The sequence below is a fragment of the Granulosicoccus antarcticus IMCC3135 genome, from assembly GCF_002215215.1.
GTDB lineage: Bacteria > Pseudomonadota > Gammaproteobacteria > Granulosicoccales > Granulosicoccaceae > Granulosicoccus > Granulosicoccus antarcticus.
The window spans coordinates 5,297,053-5,313,219 of the sequence record NZ_CP018632.1 but is presented as its reverse complement, the minus strand read 5'-3'; the positions used below and the strand labels follow the sequence as shown (position 1 = coordinate 5,313,219).

14 protein-coding genes are annotated in these 16,167 nt (G+C 54.9%); 8 read left to right on the top strand and 6 right to left on the bottom strand.

Annotation, left to right across the window (positions count from 1 at the left end; all coding sequences use genetic code 11):
• Positions 1-89: 89 nt before the first annotated feature.
• Entirely contained in the window at positions 90-1,385 is a 1,296-nt protein-coding gene (gene eboE / locus IMCC3135_RS23040) for a metabolite traffic protein EboE (protein ID WP_088919731.1), read from the bottom strand.
• Between the two features lie 293 nt (positions 1,386-1,678).
• On the opposite strand from eboE, the gene IMCC3135_RS23035 reads away from it, so the two are divergent.
• The 6 genes from IMCC3135_RS23035 (at position 1,679) to IMCC3135_RS23010 (ending at position 7,589) form a co-directional block, all read left to right on the top strand.
• Positions 1,679-2,926: a glycosyltransferase family 4 protein gene (locus IMCC3135_RS23035; RefSeq protein WP_157736220.1), complete on the top strand. Its 1,248-nt coding sequence runs from the start codon at positions 1,679-1,681 to the stop codon at positions 2,924-2,926.
• A complete protein-coding gene (locus IMCC3135_RS23030) occupies positions 2,926-4,113 on the top strand; it encodes a glycosyltransferase (RefSeq protein WP_088919729.1) in 1,188 nt (395 codons plus the stop codon). Before IMCC3135_RS23035 ends, IMCC3135_RS23030 begins: the two co-directional genes overlap by 1 nt.
• 173 nt (positions 4,114-4,286) lie before the next feature.
• The gene (locus tag IMCC3135_RS23025) at positions 4,287-4,955 is read left to right on the top strand and encodes a nucleoside triphosphate hydrolase (RefSeq protein ID WP_088919728.1); all 669 of its coding nucleotides are present in this window, start codon (positions 4,287-4,289) and stop codon (positions 4,953-4,955) included.
• A gap of 24 nt (positions 4,956-4,979) precedes the next feature.
• Positions 4,980-5,501 (top strand): ATP-dependent zinc protease family protein, encoded by a 522-nt coding sequence (locus IMCC3135_RS23020; RefSeq protein WP_088919727.1) that lies wholly within the window; start codon positions 4,980-4,982, stop codon positions 5,499-5,501.
• A 4-nt stretch (positions 5,502-5,505) separates the two neighbouring features.
• A complete protein-coding gene (rimK, locus tag IMCC3135_RS23015) occupies positions 5,506-6,414 on the top strand; it encodes a 30S ribosomal protein S6--L-glutamate ligase (RefSeq protein WP_088919726.1) in 909 nt (302 codons plus the stop codon).
• 158 nt (positions 6,415-6,572) lie between these two features.
• Positions 6,573-7,589, top strand: coding sequence for a succinylglutamate desuccinylase/aspartoacylase family protein (locus tag IMCC3135_RS23010; protein WP_236994836.1), 1,017 nt, complete (start codon positions 6,573-6,575; stop codon positions 7,587-7,589).
• A 33-nt stretch (positions 7,590-7,622) separates the two neighbouring features.
• Here the strand turns inward: IMCC3135_RS23010 and IMCC3135_RS34790 are convergent, their stop codons facing one another.
• A complete protein-coding gene (locus IMCC3135_RS34790) occupies positions 7,623-7,847 on the bottom strand; it encodes a zinc ribbon domain-containing protein (protein WP_205737677.1) in 225 nt (74 codons plus the stop codon).
• Positions 7,795-8,142, bottom strand: a complete 348-nt coding sequence (locus IMCC3135_RS34785) for a hypothetical protein (protein WP_205737676.1) — start codon at positions 8,140-8,142, stop codon at positions 7,795-7,797. The genes IMCC3135_RS34790 and IMCC3135_RS34785 overlap by 53 nt, the downstream gene beginning before the upstream one ends.
• 121 nt (positions 8,143-8,263) lie before the next feature.
• Between IMCC3135_RS34785 and IMCC3135_RS23000 the strand changes: the two genes are divergently transcribed.
• Positions 8,264-9,259 carry an aldo/keto reductase gene (locus IMCC3135_RS23000; protein ID WP_088919725.1) on the top strand — a complete coding sequence of 332 codons (996 nt, stop codon included), beginning with the start codon at positions 8,264-8,266 and terminating at the stop codon, positions 9,257-9,259.
• Between the two features lie 76 nt (positions 9,260-9,335).
• Here IMCC3135_RS23000 and IMCC3135_RS22995 read toward each other — a convergent pair whose 3' ends face one another.
• From IMCC3135_RS22995 to IMCC3135_RS22985, 3 genes are all read right to left on the bottom strand, one after another.
• A complete protein-coding gene (locus IMCC3135_RS22995) occupies positions 9,336-10,481 on the bottom strand; it encodes a GDYXXLXY domain-containing protein (protein ID WP_088919724.1) in 1,146 nt (381 codons plus the stop codon).
• Positions 10,474-11,796, bottom strand: a complete 1,323-nt coding sequence (locus IMCC3135_RS22990; protein WP_088919723.1) for a DUF2157 domain-containing protein — start codon at positions 11,794-11,796, stop codon at positions 10,474-10,476. The genes IMCC3135_RS22995 and IMCC3135_RS22990 overlap by 8 nt, the downstream gene beginning before the upstream one ends.
• Before the next feature lie 167 nt (positions 11,797-11,963).
• Positions 11,964-15,275 (bottom strand): error-prone DNA polymerase, encoded by a 3,312-nt coding sequence (locus IMCC3135_RS22985; protein WP_088919722.1) that lies wholly within the window; start codon positions 15,273-15,275, stop codon positions 11,964-11,966.
• A gap of 151 nt (positions 15,276-15,426) precedes the next feature.
• Here IMCC3135_RS22985 and IMCC3135_RS22980 point away from each other — a divergent pair, with 151 nt between their 5' ends.
• Entirely contained in the window at positions 15,427-16,047 is a 621-nt protein-coding gene (locus IMCC3135_RS22980; RefSeq protein ID WP_157736219.1) for an HAD family hydrolase, read from the top strand.
• Positions 16,048-16,167 lie beyond the last annotated feature (120 nt).

Genomic DNA, 16,167 nt, shown 5'->3' with positions numbered 1-16,167 from the left:
TTGCTATTGCTGGAATTGTCCGTGCATCTGTGCGGTGGACGCGTCGATCTTACCTTGTCTGTTCTTGTCCATAAGTTAACTTCTGGAACTTACCCGGTCTGAAGGCGTTCGCGTACCCAGGAAAGCTCTCTGGCGATGGCATCGCTGACGGGTTCTTGCCGATAGTTTTCCGGTAATACATCCCAGGTGTAGGTTTCCACTTCCAGGTGACGGCAGAAGCCGCTGAGTTTCTGCAATTGCAGCACTTGAGACAACGTGGATTGCGTGGTTGAAAAATGTTCCGTCTTCTCCATGAACACGGGAACGTGATAGTGCACACGCCACTGCGCATCAGGTTCGCTGATGGGAGCGAAGCGTGTTTGCGAGGGCGGGGCAAAGCTCGAATTGATAGCCATCTGCAAGGCGGGGTCAAGTGTGGAGCGTGCGTCCAGGCGGTGCCGGGTGGCGGCAACGGCGGCACGCACATCGTTATATCGGGTTAGTGTCTCACCACGCTTTTCAATGACTTGATGCAGATACACCGGCTCGTCGAAGCGTTCGAGGTGACGCAGGGATGCCTCGTTGACCTGAGGTATTTCCAGTGCAGAACTCAGCTGAATCTTGATGATATCAATGCCGGCGGATTGCAGGCGGGCGATAGCATGGCCCGGATTTTCGAATTCCACAGCCGAGTGGCAGACATCGTAACAAACGCCAATGTGCAGATGCATGGCCGCATCGGCAGCACTGCGATCCAGACCGGTCAGTGCCATCAGAGAATCCAGGGCTGCATCTGAAAACAGATAGGTCTTGAAAAAGGTGACGGTTTCAGCGACGGTCTCCAGCATGCAGCAGGGTTCCGGCTCGATGGCCAAAGCGATGGTGACACCAGTGTTCTGAGCCAGCTTTACACAATGGGCAACGGCCCGAATCAGGTTTGCACTGATACGCTCTTCAGTGCCTGGCATCATCCAGTCTTTGTAGGTGCCGGGCAGTGTGCTGATGGAGCCGTAGTTGTCAGGTGGCTCAAGTTTGCACAGTAAGGTGGCCAGGCGGCAGGTGTAGTCGAGCCGAGCAGCTTCTGTCCAGTCTGGTTTGTAGACATCCTCCTTGACCCGCTCACCATGGAAGGCGCCATAAGGAAAACCGTTGATGGTGAAGACATAGTGATTCTGTGCTTTCAGCCAGCTCTTGAAGTCAGCAAGCACATCGGGCTCTTGCAAAGACTCAAGACTATTGCGTGACAGTCGCAAGCCAATACCCATGGCGGTTTTTTGATCCAGCGTGCTGCGTATCAGTGGCAGCTGGCGTTGAAGCTGGGGCAGCACATCTTTCCAGGCATCGCCCGGGTGGATGTTGGTGCAATAGCTCAGATGCGTTGGGACGCCGGCACAATCCAGAATCATTTAAATGTTGAAGGCAGTATTCAGTGGCCTTCATACAATGATAGTTTCGTGCCAGATCAGCACTTTAGCGAGTACTACCTAGACAAGAATATGAGAGATTTCTCTGACCTATCCGACATTTCAAGACATTCATATAAAAACTACGGACTTATTACCGCGACTTTGCTGCGCAGAACTCTGGTCAATAGCGGATAATGCAAACCTATTTTTCGGGAACAGGCGAGTGTCAGGGCATCAGATCTATGGATGAGAGCGCGACTAAGGGACGGCCGCGGCTGGGTATCATAATATCGATGTTTCCCGAGCTTCATGAAACGTTCATCCTGCGCGAGCTGGTTGCACTGGAACGTCGGGGCGTCGAGTTCGATATCTACTCGCTGCAATACCCACGTGATCCAATCACCATGGAAGATGCGATACGGTTGTCAACCGAGCGCACGCACTACTCCCCTTTGTTCACTCTGTCGACCGTGGGTGCTCTGGGACGAGCAATGTTGCACCATCCCTTGAAGCTGGGTTCAGCTATCTGGCAGCTGTTGCGACATGGTTACGACAGGCCGATGGATATCGTGAAGAACCTGGCCATTTTGCCGCTGTCTCTGCATTTTGGTGAGCTGGGCAGGAGCCGAGGGGTCACCCATTGGCATGGACACTGGGCGAATATACCGACGACTGCTTGCTGGTATCTGAATCAGGTGGAGGGTGAGCCCTGGTCTGCAGCGATCCATGGTGAAGATATCTTCTCGCCCAACACATTCTTGCGGCACAAGTTGGATGCAGCCCTGTTTTCGGTCGTCTGCAGTGGTTACTTCTGTAACCATCTGAAAACAAAGCTGGGCCTGAGTGCACCGGAAAACGTGCATCTTAATTATCACGGGCTCGATCCGCGCGTCATGGAACATGCGCCGGGTAAACGATTTCGTGAACGTGCCGCTGAAGAAGTATTGTCCCTGATCAGTATTGGACGCCTGGTGCCTACCAAGGGGCACGATGTGGTAATTCGTGCCTGTGCTGTGTTGATTGCATCGGGGCGGAAGCTACGTCTGACGCTCATCGGTTCGGGACCCATACAGGAAGAGCTGATGGCGTTGGCAGAGCAGGAAGGTATTCGGGAGCATGTTGATTTTCGTGGTGCACTGGCTTTTGCCGATGTGCTGGAAGCGCTCGATGCTGCCGATCTGTTTTGTCTGGCACCGCGTCTGATCCCCGGGCAGCCGCCCGATGGCATCCCTAATGTCATAGCCGAAGCCATGGCTTTGCGACTGCCGGTAGTGACTACTCGTGTCAGTGCCATTCCCGAGCTGGTGGTTGATGGTGAAACCGGCAAACTGGTCGAAGTGGATGATGTTCAAGGCTTTGCGGCGGCGGTGGAATCGCTGGCGGCAGATCCGGAAGCGGCCAGATTACTGAGTGAGCAAGCTGCCGGTCGGGTTGCCGAGATGTTCAACCAGAAACAGAATATTGATGACTTGCTGGCTCTCTTTGAACAGCATGTTCCGGGCGGACTGAAACTACCTGATGCGCGCCGTCCTTACAGTTGATGAAATCTTCTTCCGCACCTGTATCGTCTCTACCTTCGGGTAAAGGTTCCGTGGTGGCCTTTGCCATCGAAGAGCTGACGGTGGGTGGGGCAGAGAGCATGGTGGTCGCCATGGCCAACGAGTTCGTGAATCTTGGCTGGCAGGTGCACGTTGTGTGTCTGCGAGATGCGGGTGTTCTGGCCGCCAAGCTGAATGAGCAGATTCAGGTGCATATTCTCGACAAGAAGCCTGGGTTTGATATCGCCCTGGCGTTACGTTTGAATCGATGCATTCGCAAGATCGGGCCAGACGTTGTTAACAGTCATCTGTGGGTCGGCAATACCTGGACTCGAGTTGCACTGTTTGCAGCACGCCTGCCCATTGTGGTTACTGAACATTCCAGAGATTCGTGGAAGCCGCCCTATTATCGCTGGATTGATCGAATTCTGTCTTTGCGAACAGCGGCGCTGATTACCGTATCGGGTGATACTGCCGATTTCTATCAGCACGAGATCGGTCTGAGGCCGTCATTGATCACCGTGGTCAATAATGGGGTGGACACTTTGCGATATGCGCAAGGCGATGGCCGTGCCTTGCGCAAGGAATGGCTCGCCTATGGCAATCAATCAACAGAGATACCGGCCGACAAGCAGATCATCATTGGCACGGTGGGCAGAATTGTCGAGGCGAAGAACCATCGGCGACTGATCGATGTCATGAGTATCCTCAAGTCGGACCCGTCATTAGCTGAGCATGACCTGCGATTGGTGATGGTGGGTGATGGTGAGGACCGGCCTGGAATCGAACAATATGTCCGTGACAAGGGGCTGCAGGAGTGGGTGGTTTTCACAGGCTCCAGACAGGATATACCCGATGTGCTGGCAGCATTTGATCTCTTCACGCTGTCATCTGACAGAGAAGGCCATCCATTGACGGCGCTGGAAGCACAGGCTGCCGGTACACCGGTGGTACTTACGGATGCCGGTGGGGCTCGTGAAGCAATTGCGCGCGATGCCGCCAATTGTGGGGGCGTGTTGGTGGAAAAGTCGACCAACGCGATGGCAGCGGCCATCCGTGAAATGATTCTGCATCCCGAATTGCGGCAAGAACGTGCAGTATTTGCCCGAGAGTTCGCTCTGCAGCATTTTGATCAGAAGCAGATGATCAAACGCTACGAGGACATTTTCCTGGCTGCCATGGGTTCGTAGTCCTCCAGCTTGATAATGACGGGTTCAGAGCGCCACAGTTGCTGTCTTGCAATGCGTGATTGCGCAGGCATATCGGGCATACGTCTGGATGCAGGAGAGCGCTGGCAATTGCACGGTGTGCCGAGTCATACTGCCTTACCTTGAGTCCGGTTTTCCGATGGAGTAGTGAATACATGAGTAACACTATCGATACCGTGGATGCGCTGTTGCAGCGCCTGTATATTCTTCAGGCAGAACAACTGCTGGGACAGAGGTTGATCATCGCGATTGCCGGAGCCCCCGGGTCTGGCAAATCAACCCTGGCGGCGCAACTCTGTCAGCGCCTCAATGAGGCTGCTGTTCCCGGCTCTGCAGGTCAGGCCGTGGTGGTGCCCATGGATGGTTTTCATCTGGACAATGCCATTTTGCAGGAACGTGGCCAGATAGCTGTCAAGGGCTCGCCCCAGACCTTTGATGTGGACGGTTTTGTTAGCCTCATTGCTCGTCTTGTCGAGCCCGGCGGTGCATCTGTTTACATCCCTGTATTTGATCGAAGCATGGATTTGTCCAGAAATGCCAGCCAATGTGTCGATGAGAGCCACAAAGTGGTGATTGTGGAGGGTAATTATCTGTTGCTGGCAAGAGCTGGTTGGGAGAAGTTGGCATCCATGTTCCATCTCAGCGTCATGCTGGATGTCCCCATGGAGACTCTACAGGAGCGTCTGGTGCAACGATGGCTGGATCTGGGGCACGATCCTGAGCAGGCCCGTAGTCGTGCATTCTCCAATGACATACCGAATGCCCAAGTGGTAACGCAAGAGTCAACTGGGGCTCACGTAATTCTTAAAGGCGTGAGACAATAACGTATCTTTTTTGTCGGGAACGACATGGTCGCGTCTAATAATTCAGTAGATTCAAACACGGCGGATAACGCCGATAGCAGCTCACTTGTCGTCGGTTGGCGCGAATGGGTTGGCCTGCCGCAACTCGGGTTGCCAGCGATCAAGGCCAAGGTGGATACCGGAGCACGAACCTCCGCCATTCATGCACGTGATATCGAGCGTGTTACACGTGATGGGCAAGACTGGATCTTGTTCACTGTGCAACCGATACAACGAGATACCAGCATCGTCAGGCGCTGCGAAGCACCTTTGGTGGACATCCGGCGAGTCACCGATTCGGGTGGACACTCCGCTGAACGCTACTTCATCTCGACAGTTCTTACCATGGGGCCGGTAACACGGACCATTGAAATGACGTTGTCACAACGAGACGACATGCTGTTCAGGATGTTACTGGGACGAACCGCCCTGGTACCCAATATTCAGGTCAATCCAGCATCATCGTTCTCACTGGGACGGGTATCTGCCCGCGCTCTCTACGCAGAAGACATAAAAGGGTCCGCTTAATTTAATGAAAATCGCCATTCTGTCGCGCAACCGCCGACTGTACTCCACCCGTCGCCTGATCGAAGCGGCCGAGCAACGTGGACATCAAGTACAAGTCATCGACGTGTTGCGTTGTTACATGAATATCGTGTCGCGCAAACCCAGTATTCATCTGGAAGGCGAGACGCTTGACACTTTTGATGCCGTCATACCCAGAATCGGTGCCTCGGTGACAGCTTACGGTACGTCGGTGTTGCGACAGTTTGAAATGATGGGCACCTATACCTTGATAGAGTCCGTTGCTCTGTCACGTTCGCGTGACAAGTTGCGCTCACTGCAGTTGCTGTCGCGTAAGGGGATTGGCCTGCCGGTGACAGGTTTTGCCAACAAGCCGGGCGATAGCAAGGACATCATCAAGATGGTTGGAGGTGCTCCGGTGGTCATCAAGCTACTGGAAGGTACACAAGGCATCGGCGTGGTGTTGGCGGAGACCAGCCAGGCGGCGGAGTCGGTTATCGAAGCCTTCATGGGTCTGCAGGCCAACATTCTTGTACAGGAATTCATCAAGGAGGCAGGGGGCGCCGATATTCGTTGTCTGGTTGTCGGTGGAAAAGTGGTTGCTGCCATGAAACGCCAGGCCGCCGAGGGTGAGTTCCGATCCAACCTGCATAGAGGGGGTGCTGCCAGTCTGGTCAAGATCACGCCTGAAGAGCGTGCCACGGCCGTCAGTGCCGCCAAGGTGCTGGGCTTATCGGTGGCCGGTGTTGATTTGCTGCGCTCCGCACGTGGGCCGCTGGTCATGGAAGTGAATTCCTCGCCCGGTCTGGAAGGCATCGAATCAGCCAGCGGCAAGGATGTGGCCGGCATCATCATCGAAGAGCTGGAAAAGAACGCCAGGCCCGGTAATACAAAGACACGAGGTGCGCGCGGTTGAGTGAAGAAGGTGACGAGCAATCAGCCTGCGAATCCGAGGGTGAGACACTCGTCGGCGCGGATTCCGGAACTGGACCCACTTCAGGAGCCGGGTCCGGGACCGCGCCTGGCTCAGGCACAGGAAAGCCAGGCCAGCGAGTTGCTGCTCGACGCGAAGCCATTGTCATTGGTGGTAAAAGCATTCAGCCAGGGCAGCGTTGTTATGTAGATCTGCCTTTGCCGCCGTTGTACACACATACCTCGGTGGCCATGCCGGTCCATGTCATTCATGGCAAGCAGCCCGGTCCGGTCCTGTTTGTAACTGCTGCCATTCACGGTGATGAAATCAATGGCATTGAGATTATCCGGCGTTTGCTGGCAACAAAATCTTTGAGTCGATTGGCCGGTACTCTTATTGCCGTGCCAGTGGTCAATGTCTATGGGTTTGTATCGCAGTCGCGCTATCTGCCCGACAGGCGAGATCTGAATCGCTCATTCCCGGGTTCGGAGACAGGTTCCATGGCGGCGCGTCTGGCCAATACCCTGATGAGCGAAATCGTTGCCAAATGCACACACGGTATTGATCTGCATACCGCCGCCGAAGGCCGCGCCAACTTTCCGCAGATCCGGGTGGATCTGGATAGTCATCCGGAACTGTTACCACTAGCTGAAGCGTTTGCCCCGCCCATACTGGTGGATTCAACTACGCGTGACGGTACGCTTCGTGGTGCTGCTGGTAATCTGCCGCTGTTGCTTTATGAAGCCGGTGAAGCACTGCGCTTTGATGATCTGGCCATACGTGCCGGTTTGAAAGGCGTGTTGAATGTCATGCGCCATCTGAAAATGCTGCCTGCCAACAAGAGTGGAGAACGCCGCGGCAAACCGTGGCTGGCCAATAACAGTGCCTGGATGCGGGCACCTCAAAGTGGCATTCTTCGCTCGCGAATCCGCCTGGGCGGGATTGTTGAGGAAGGGGGTGTGCTCGGGTATATCTCTGATCCGTTCGGCGAGTCCGAACAAGCGGTGATCAGCGATGCATCAGGTGTGCTTATTGGTATTACCAAGCTGCCATTGGTGCATGAGGGCGAAGCTCTCTATCACGTGGCAACGACCGAATCGACCAAGTCTGCCGCACGAGCGGTTCACGACTTCCATCTCGAATACGAACAACCTGTTATGAAGCGACTCAAGTATTGACATCCTCCTCTCCCTGAAGAAAGAGGATTCCCACTAAGGAGCGCAATGTCCTGCGCCGAGACGGAGAATATTTCGAGCCGCGTTAACGTCACGATCATGCTGAACACCACATTCAACACATTGCCAGTCTCTTACCGAAAGAGCTCTTATTCCCTGCGGCCCGCACAGGCTTCCGCATTCGGAGCACGCTCGCGTGGTATAGGCTTCATTGATTTCTCGATAGACAATACCGGCCTGCTGGCTCTTGTAGTCGAGCATTGTCTTGAAGCTGGCCCAGCTTGCGACGCTTTGCCGAGAAGCGTTTGCTGGCGTAGTGTTCGGCCGTTTCCTGAATCGTACTGCTGCCAATGTGCTCGAACTGCTTCGAGGCACCCACCGTGTAAGCAGAGAAGTCAAATCCGGACATCCACCGACCACGCTCCCGAATCATACGATCAGACAGCTCGTTGCAGTAGTTCCATACCTGATTGACTTCAGTCGCCATGCCGCGCAAAAGCGGCGCGTGGCGATCTTTTACCCTGACTTTGAGAACCTTGATGCATGTTGATTTCACAGCCCGATTGTATAACCGTTCCGCCCCCATTCACCCAGAAGGGCCAACAACTACTGGCTATAAATACAGCATTCCAATTCCTCCCCGCCCTGAACGACGGGGTATCCTTGGAATTGAAGGGATGAAAACTCGTCTACTCGGCAAGCACGGTATGCAAGCCTCTGCAGTTGCCTTCGGGGCCTGGGCTATTGGCGGCTGGAAGTGGGGCGGTGCAGATGCCAATGCGTCCATCAAGGCGGTACAGGCATCACTGGACGCCGGTGTTGACCTGATAGACACCGCGGCTGTCTATGGGTTTGGCCTATCGGAAGAAATCGTCGGCAAGGCCATTGAGGGCCGCAAGCGTGAAGACATCATACTGGCAAGCAAATGCGGTCTGCGCTGGGATCTTGAAAGCGCCACCTTGCACGCTGAGAGCGAAGGCAAACGAATCTTTCGAACGCTGGACGAGCAATCCATCCGCTGGGAGCTGGATGAGAGCTGCAAGCGTCTGGGAACCGATTATATCGATCTGTACCAGACACACTGGCCAGACCCTGAGACCGAACTGGCCGAGGTGGTGGCGACTCTGGATGCCTTGCGCGATGAAGGACGGATACGGGCATGGGGCTTGTGCAACGAGACACCAGAGCGTATTAGCGAGGCGGCGCGACTGGGCGCATTGAGCACCGATCAGGAACGCTACAGTCTACTGGACCGAGAGCAGGACAGTGCCAATCTGCCTGTTTGTGAAGAGTTTGATCTGGGTTTTCTGTGCTATTCACCCATCGCCCAGGGCTTGTTGACTGGCAAGATCGACAGCAAGCGTGAGTTTGCTGAAGGTGACTTGCGCACAGGCAATCCTCGTTTCCAACCCGCCGTGCTGGAAGCCTTGCAAGCCGTGCTTGCTCCGGTGAAATCACTGGCGCGTGACCGTGGTGTCAGTACCGAACAACTGGTACTTGCCTGGACTTTGCAACAGCCCGGCGTCAGCCATGTGCTGGTTGGTACAAGAGATGTCGAACAAGCGGTTTCCAATGCCAAGGCCGGTTCTATCGATCTGGATGCTTTCGAGTTAGCGTTGATTTCTCAGGCTGCCAACGCCTGGCCGGGTTTTGCCGCTTTCAATCAGGATTAGGCACTAGGCACACCAACTTTGGATGCGATGTGTCTTGCATCCAGAGTTGGTTCGATATTCGTGATTCCACGAACCCTTAGTCCATCTGCCCTCTGGGGCTGAAGGCCTGACTGACAAGATCTCCTTGCCAAAAAGGGGGCGCACTTGCATTGGTCATATCTGTATTTCTTGTCGTCTTGCTGTCGTCAGCTTCAGCGCCGGGCAGTTTCTTCACCTGTTGCTCTGATCGGTAAACCAGACGAAACCATTCGGCACTATTCTGAAACGAGCGTATGTCGGCGGTGCTGATGACATCACCCGACTTCAGACTCATATGCCAGCGTGGACTGGCCAGTTCAATGTCCAGGACGATTGACTCTCCGGCCTCGATCATTACCGGCTTTGATGGTAAATCTGCGCAGACGCCAGCAGGTTGGAAGAACTCCGAATGCGATCGGGTTCGAGGCTCGAGCCTGAATCCGCAGTTGTCACCCGGATTGTTCAAGGTAATGCTGTCTTGCGATACGTTGGTTACGGTGAGTCTGATCGGTGGCAGATCCGGGGAGGCAGTCTGGGATGGCGGCTTGATGAGATCTGGGCTATCGGTGTCGCTGCCGTTATCCTCGGAAACCGCAGAGTCTTCCGATGTCGGCTCGATCAATTGAAATGTATCGCTGATCTCGAGACCAATCGCAATGTCACTCCAGGTGTGCCCGGTGAGTACGGCTGAGCCGTCAGCGCCAACGGAAATTGTGGCTTGCATGGCGTTCTGCATACCTCCTCTGATGCCGCGCCGGTCTTCAATGTCCACGCCTGAGCCTTGCTCGACGAACAGTTGCTCGATGCCATAGCTGACATCGACCTGATTACGTCCGTCCCAGTTGACAGCGGCCTGAATTCGCCCGCGCAAGTACAGAGGTTTGGAATCACTGGCGGGTGGCAGATTGCTGAAATAGGCAACATCGTACAAACCACCGGGTCGTTGTTCGAGTATGGCGTACATCTTGTCGCCCTTGCGTGGCTGATAGTCTGAAGGCTGCCAGCGAACCGGTGCATGACTCAGGGTATTCAGAGGATAGCGTAGACGGACAAAGTCGCCGCGAAACGGATCTCGAGGATCGATGGGCGCCGTTGTAATGCTGATTCTTGTCCCGTTTTTAATCAACATTTCGCGCCCGAAAACCATATAGGCCAGTACCGCAAGCTGGGCGGCTATGCACAGGGCGATGATCCAGCTACGCATGGTTCAGTCCCCGCATTTTCGACTTTGAATAATAGTGTCCGATAATGAAGAGCAAGGTGCCGATCAGAACGAATGCCAGAGCACGCAGCAGCAAGCTATCGAACATATCATTGAAGCGAGCCATGATCAGACCCACCAGCATCAGGCAACCCAACGAGACTTGCTTGCCATGCAGATTATCAGTGCCGCGAATGATAAGCAGCACGCTGTGAGAGGCAAGAATCACGTTGTAGAGGATGGCAGGTATATAGGGTTGTCCGTCGAACCAGCCAAGATCATGAGCAATTAATGTCAGCAAGGAGGCCAGGACGAGATAGTGTTGGAAGGTCTTGGTGGTCGCGGTATCAAGCCTGAGCTTTCTGATGACGGGTGGCAGGACCATAAAACACCAGATAATGACCGCGAGTGCCAGCACTGCCCATTGTACGGTGATGATCCCCTGCCACGAGGCATCCGGATTATAGGGCAGGCGCTGTATATTCGAGACAAAATCGTTGACGAAGGTCAGCATGAACAGACTGACGCCGTAGATAATGACGCCAACGCCGCGCAGTACCGAGTCACTGCCGGGAAACTGTGTGCGTTGGGCCAGGTAGGCGGCAGCGATCAGCATCAGACTGACGGCAAACAGCAGATTGAAGATAATGCTGTAGCTCAGAAAGTTGCCGATGTTGATGAAGCTCAGACCCATAAGCGAAACCAGGCCGAATAGCAGCAGTGTTCGGGAACGCTGATTCCAGGCCAGTGGCACAATGCCGATGGCCACCAGTGCGATACTGGCCAGGTGCACATTCTGGAAATCCAGCGTTTCGGACAAGCCCCAGACGCTAATGAGTATGCAGGCCAGCAGTGCCTGGATGACGGATGGCAGTGCCCACGCCATTGCCAATGCACCCAGTCCCCATACGAGCAGGGCGGTGGGGTAATGCTCACTGAGGTTGTAGATCTGAGCAATCAGCCAGATACCACTGCCAAACATCATGGTGCCAACAAGGTGAAAGCCTTCAATCAGATTGAGCTGATGGGGACGCTTGCGGCGTAACCACAGCGCGATACCGTGGCTCAGGGCAAGGGCTGCAAAGACAAGAAACAGCTTTGCTGATTTAGGCATGCCCGCCCAGTTGTTGGCCAAGAACAGGATGATGCCCAGGCCGAAGATAATGGCGCCGATAGCGGTAAGAATGAACAGGCCCCAGGACAAACCATGGTTGATCGGGTAGCGACTGGCAATGGCCTTGGCGGTCGTCTCGTCAACCAGGCCATCGCGCATCCACTGGGATAGTTCAGCGTGTAGCCACGCCGCGTGCTTGCTCATGCTTGTTTGTAGGGTTTATTCGTCAAGGGCAATGATGATTCGGCGATTCTGTCTGCCGTTCATTTCAATTTTCTGGTCTGAGTGGAATGATAGTGCAATTCAGGATATGACGAGTCTCTAGAGAGAGCGGCACACAAGGCGTGTCGCTGAAGTGAAAATGACGCTCTTTAATGGAAATCACGGGAACTGACAGTGAGTTCGCCCAGCATCCAGGACAGGTCTTCGATTTTGCGGGCAACCAGATGCGATACCCCTTGTTCGCGCTGCGTGACACCGTGTACCGATACCATCTGCGCGCCCAGCACCTCCTTGCGGAAGATTTCCGCGACCTGGCTCCAGACAATGACGTTCATCGGCCCGCCCTCATCCTCGATGGTCAGGAAGATCACACCGTTGGCCGTGCCTGGGCGCTGACGCACTTTGACAAGACCTGCGATACGAGCCATGCGGCCGTTGGGAATGGCTGCCCAGCGGCTCGAATCCAGAATACGCCTTTTTGTCAGCCGCTCCCGCAATAGCGACAAGGGGTGACGATCAAGGGTCAGACCCATACTCATGTAATCGGCTGCCGTGTTCTGGCCTTCAGTGGGTTCAGGCAAATGCAGGCAAGGTTCCGCGGCCGATGCATCAGCCAGCAGTTCAGGCAAAGCCTCCACGCCCAGCAGATCCCACTGCGCCTGATGCCGGTCACCACTGATATTTTCCAGTGCGCCAGCGATGGCCAGTGCCTGTTGGTCTGTCTGGTTGATGCCTGAGCGACGCACCAGATCGGCGGCACTGGTAAACGGACCATGGGCGCGCGCCGCCAACAGTCGTTCAGTACCCGCAGAGGAGAGTCTGGATACCAGCCGGAATCCCAACCGTACCGCTGCCTGAGGCAATGGTGTGGCTGTGTTGTGGATAGCCGCCTGATCCGGATTCGAGTGAGCAGTGTTTGGCTGAGTAGGATTCGAGTGAGCAGGCGAGGTTGCGGTGTGGGGGGCGTTATTGTCAGTTATGTGAGGCTGTTCTCTGTCGCTCTTGTCAGGAATGACCAGCTTGTGGTCCCGGTCACTTTGATTGACATCAACCGGTAGAACGTTGACGCCATGACGCCTGGCATCCTGCGTCAGATCGGATGGGTCATAGAAACCCAGAGGCTGGCTGTTGAGCATGGCGCACAGAAAGGCGGCTGGTTCGTGGCATTTCAACCAGCAGGAGACATAGACCAGCAAGGCAAAGCTGGCCGCATGCGATTCCGGGAAACCATACTCGCCAAAGCCCTCGATCTGACGAAAAATGGCTTCGGCGAACTCCGGATCATAACCATTTTTCAACATGCCGCTCACCACACGGTCATGAAATCGGGCAACTTGCCCGCCGCGACGCCAGGCCGCCATGGAACGGCGCAGTTCATCCGCCTGACCTGCCGAGAAGCCTGCGGCCACCATGGCAATCTCCATGACTTGCTCCTGGAAAATGGGGACGCCCAGCGTGCGTTCCAGCACCCGCTCCAGATCCTTGTTGGGATAGCTGATGGGTTGTATGCCCTGACGACGTTGCAGGTAGGGGTTGACCATGCCGCCCTGAATAGGGCCCGGTCGGACGATGGATATCTCGATCACCAGATCGTAGTAACTGCGCGGTCTGAGGCGCGGCAGCATTGACATCTGCGCCCGTGACTCGATCTGGAAAACACCAATGGTGTCGGCCCGGCAGATCATGTCGTAGGTGGGGGTGTCGTCGACCGGGATGGCAGCCATGGTGTGACTGATGCCCCGATGTGATTCTATCAATTTGAAGCACTTGGCAATGGCGGTGAGCATGCCCAGAGCCAGCACATCCACCTTCAGCAGGCCCAGTTCTTCAAGATCATCCTTGTCCCACTGGATGATGGTGCGATCAGGCATGGCAGCATTTTCAACCGGTACCAGTGTCGACAGATCCCGATCGGAGATGACAAAGCCGCCGACATGCTGTGACAGATGACGTGGAAATCCCAGCAATTGCTGCAAGAGCCAGGTGAAACGCTTTATCAATGGGCTGTCAGGATCAAAGCCCATGGCTTCGAGCCTCTCACCGACAACATCGGTACCGTCCCACCAGGCCATTGATTTGGACAGGGCTTCTATCTGGTCCTCGAGCAGGCCCATGGCCTTGCCCAGGTCACGAATGGCACTACGCTTGCGGTAGGTGATTACCGTTGCCGCCAGGGCAGCCCGGTGCCTGCCATACTTGGCATAAATATACTGAATGACCTCTTCACGCCGTTCATGCTCGAAGTCGATATCAATGTCGGGGGGCTCATTACGTTCTTTTGAAATGAAGCGTTCGAACAGCATGCGCGTTCGTGAAGGATCTACCTCAGTGACCCCAAGGCAATAGCAGACGGCCGAGTTGGCAGCCGAGCCGCGACCCTGGCACAGGATGTTCTGAGAACGGGCGAACCTGACGATATCGTGCACGGTCAGAAAGTAGGACTCGTATTGCATCTCGCTGATGAGCGATAGCTCGTGTTCCAGTTGCTGTTGTACATCGATGCTATGTCCATTCGGCCAGCGCCATTGCGCACCCTCCAGCGTCAGCTTGCGCAGATATTGAGCTGATGTCAGATCTGCAGGCACTACTTCCCGAGGGTATTGATAGTCCAGTTCTGCCAGATCGAAGTGACACAGGGCTGCCACATCGCAGGCATTTTGCAGTGTTTTTGCAGGATAAATGGATTGCAGGGCACGCCTGTCCCGCAAGTAGTGTTCGCCATTTTGAAACAGTCGCCGACCCGCGGTATCCAGTGTACAGGTATGCCGGATACAGGTGATGATGTCCTGCAGCGCGCGCCTTTTGCGTTCGTGCATATGAACATCGCCGGCGGCGACGATGGCCAGTTGGTGGCGTTCCGCCGCATCGAACAACCAGTGGCTGTGTTTCTGATCATAACTGCCATAGTGCAGCTCGAGCGCCAGAAAAGTGAAGGGCCCCAGCTTGTCGAACCAGCTGAACATAGCGTCCGGATTCTTGCGTCTTGCAGGCAGGTAAGGGGGCACCAGTATCAGGCAGCAATCCTCCAGACCGGCATTATTGATCATGGCAGGTGATATCTGGTAACTACCTTTTGCCGCAGATCGGCGCGCGTTGGTAATCAGTTGGCAGAGCCGCGCATAGGAGGCGAGGTTGCGCACCAGAACGACCAGTCGAAAGCCATCATCCAGAGCGAACTCGCTGCCGACGATCAGTTTGAAACTCGCCTGCGTCATGACATTGTCGTTTATCTTGCCAGGGGCGACGGGAACATCACTCGCCAACTCCTTCATGCGCCCATAGGCCCGTACCACGCCGGCCATGGAGCACTCATCGGTGATGGCCAGTGCTGAGTAGCCCAGTCTCAGGGCAGTGTCTATCAGCTCCTCCGGGCGTGATGCACCGCGCAGAAAGCTGAAATTCGAGACGCAATGCAGTTCTGCATAGTTCGACGGAGTGGCTGAATTTAACTGTATGTCCATATACTGGTATTAAATACAGCTATCATGGTCAACGTCAAGCAGCCAGGGGATAGATGGTCGACGGGGTCACGTTCATATTTTCCCTTTTCCTATGCCACATCTGACGTTATGCTTCGCTTCTTGTCCCACAAATAAAGACGTAATCGCTCCTATGCTCAACAACCTGATACTGGATATTGGTAATGTTATTTGCGACTGGAATCCTGATGGACTGGTAGCCAGTGCCTTCCAGGTGCCTGCCGAACAGCAAGAAGCCTTGTCTGTGACCGTCGGAAACCCTGACTGGCTGGCGCTGGATCGTGGCACCATTAGCGTGGAGCAGGCCATCGAGCGAGCCCAGGCAAGGACCTCTCTGAATCCGGAAGGCATCGCCAGAATCTATGCGAATCTGTGCACCTCGCTACTGGCACTGCCCAATACGATGGAAGCCATGCACCGCGCCAAGGCTCAGGGCGTGCCTGTTTATATACTGTCGAACATGCAGGACCATGCATGGAAATATCTGGAATCCACGTTCGACTGCTGGGATGCTTGCGAAGGGGTCGTCGTGTCCTGCGAGGCGGGGCTTATCAAGCCGGACCCCGCTATCTATCAGCACCTGTGTGAGAAGTTCGCCGTCACTCCACAAAGCTGTGTTTTTGTCGATGACATGGCTGAGAATATTGAAGCTGCCAAAGCTTTTGGCATGCAAGGCGTGCAGTTGACTGATAAACACGCAGGCGGACAACTGATTGATGAGCTGATTGCCAGAATTGTTGCCGGGCGAAATTGATACTGGTTCTCTCACCTGCATGCCATAGGGATCGGCCCCGACCCCTTTCGGCCGCTAAATGATACAGGCCGCTTCGGATATCATCCTGCGCGGCTTGTATCACTTGAAAGTTATTCAACT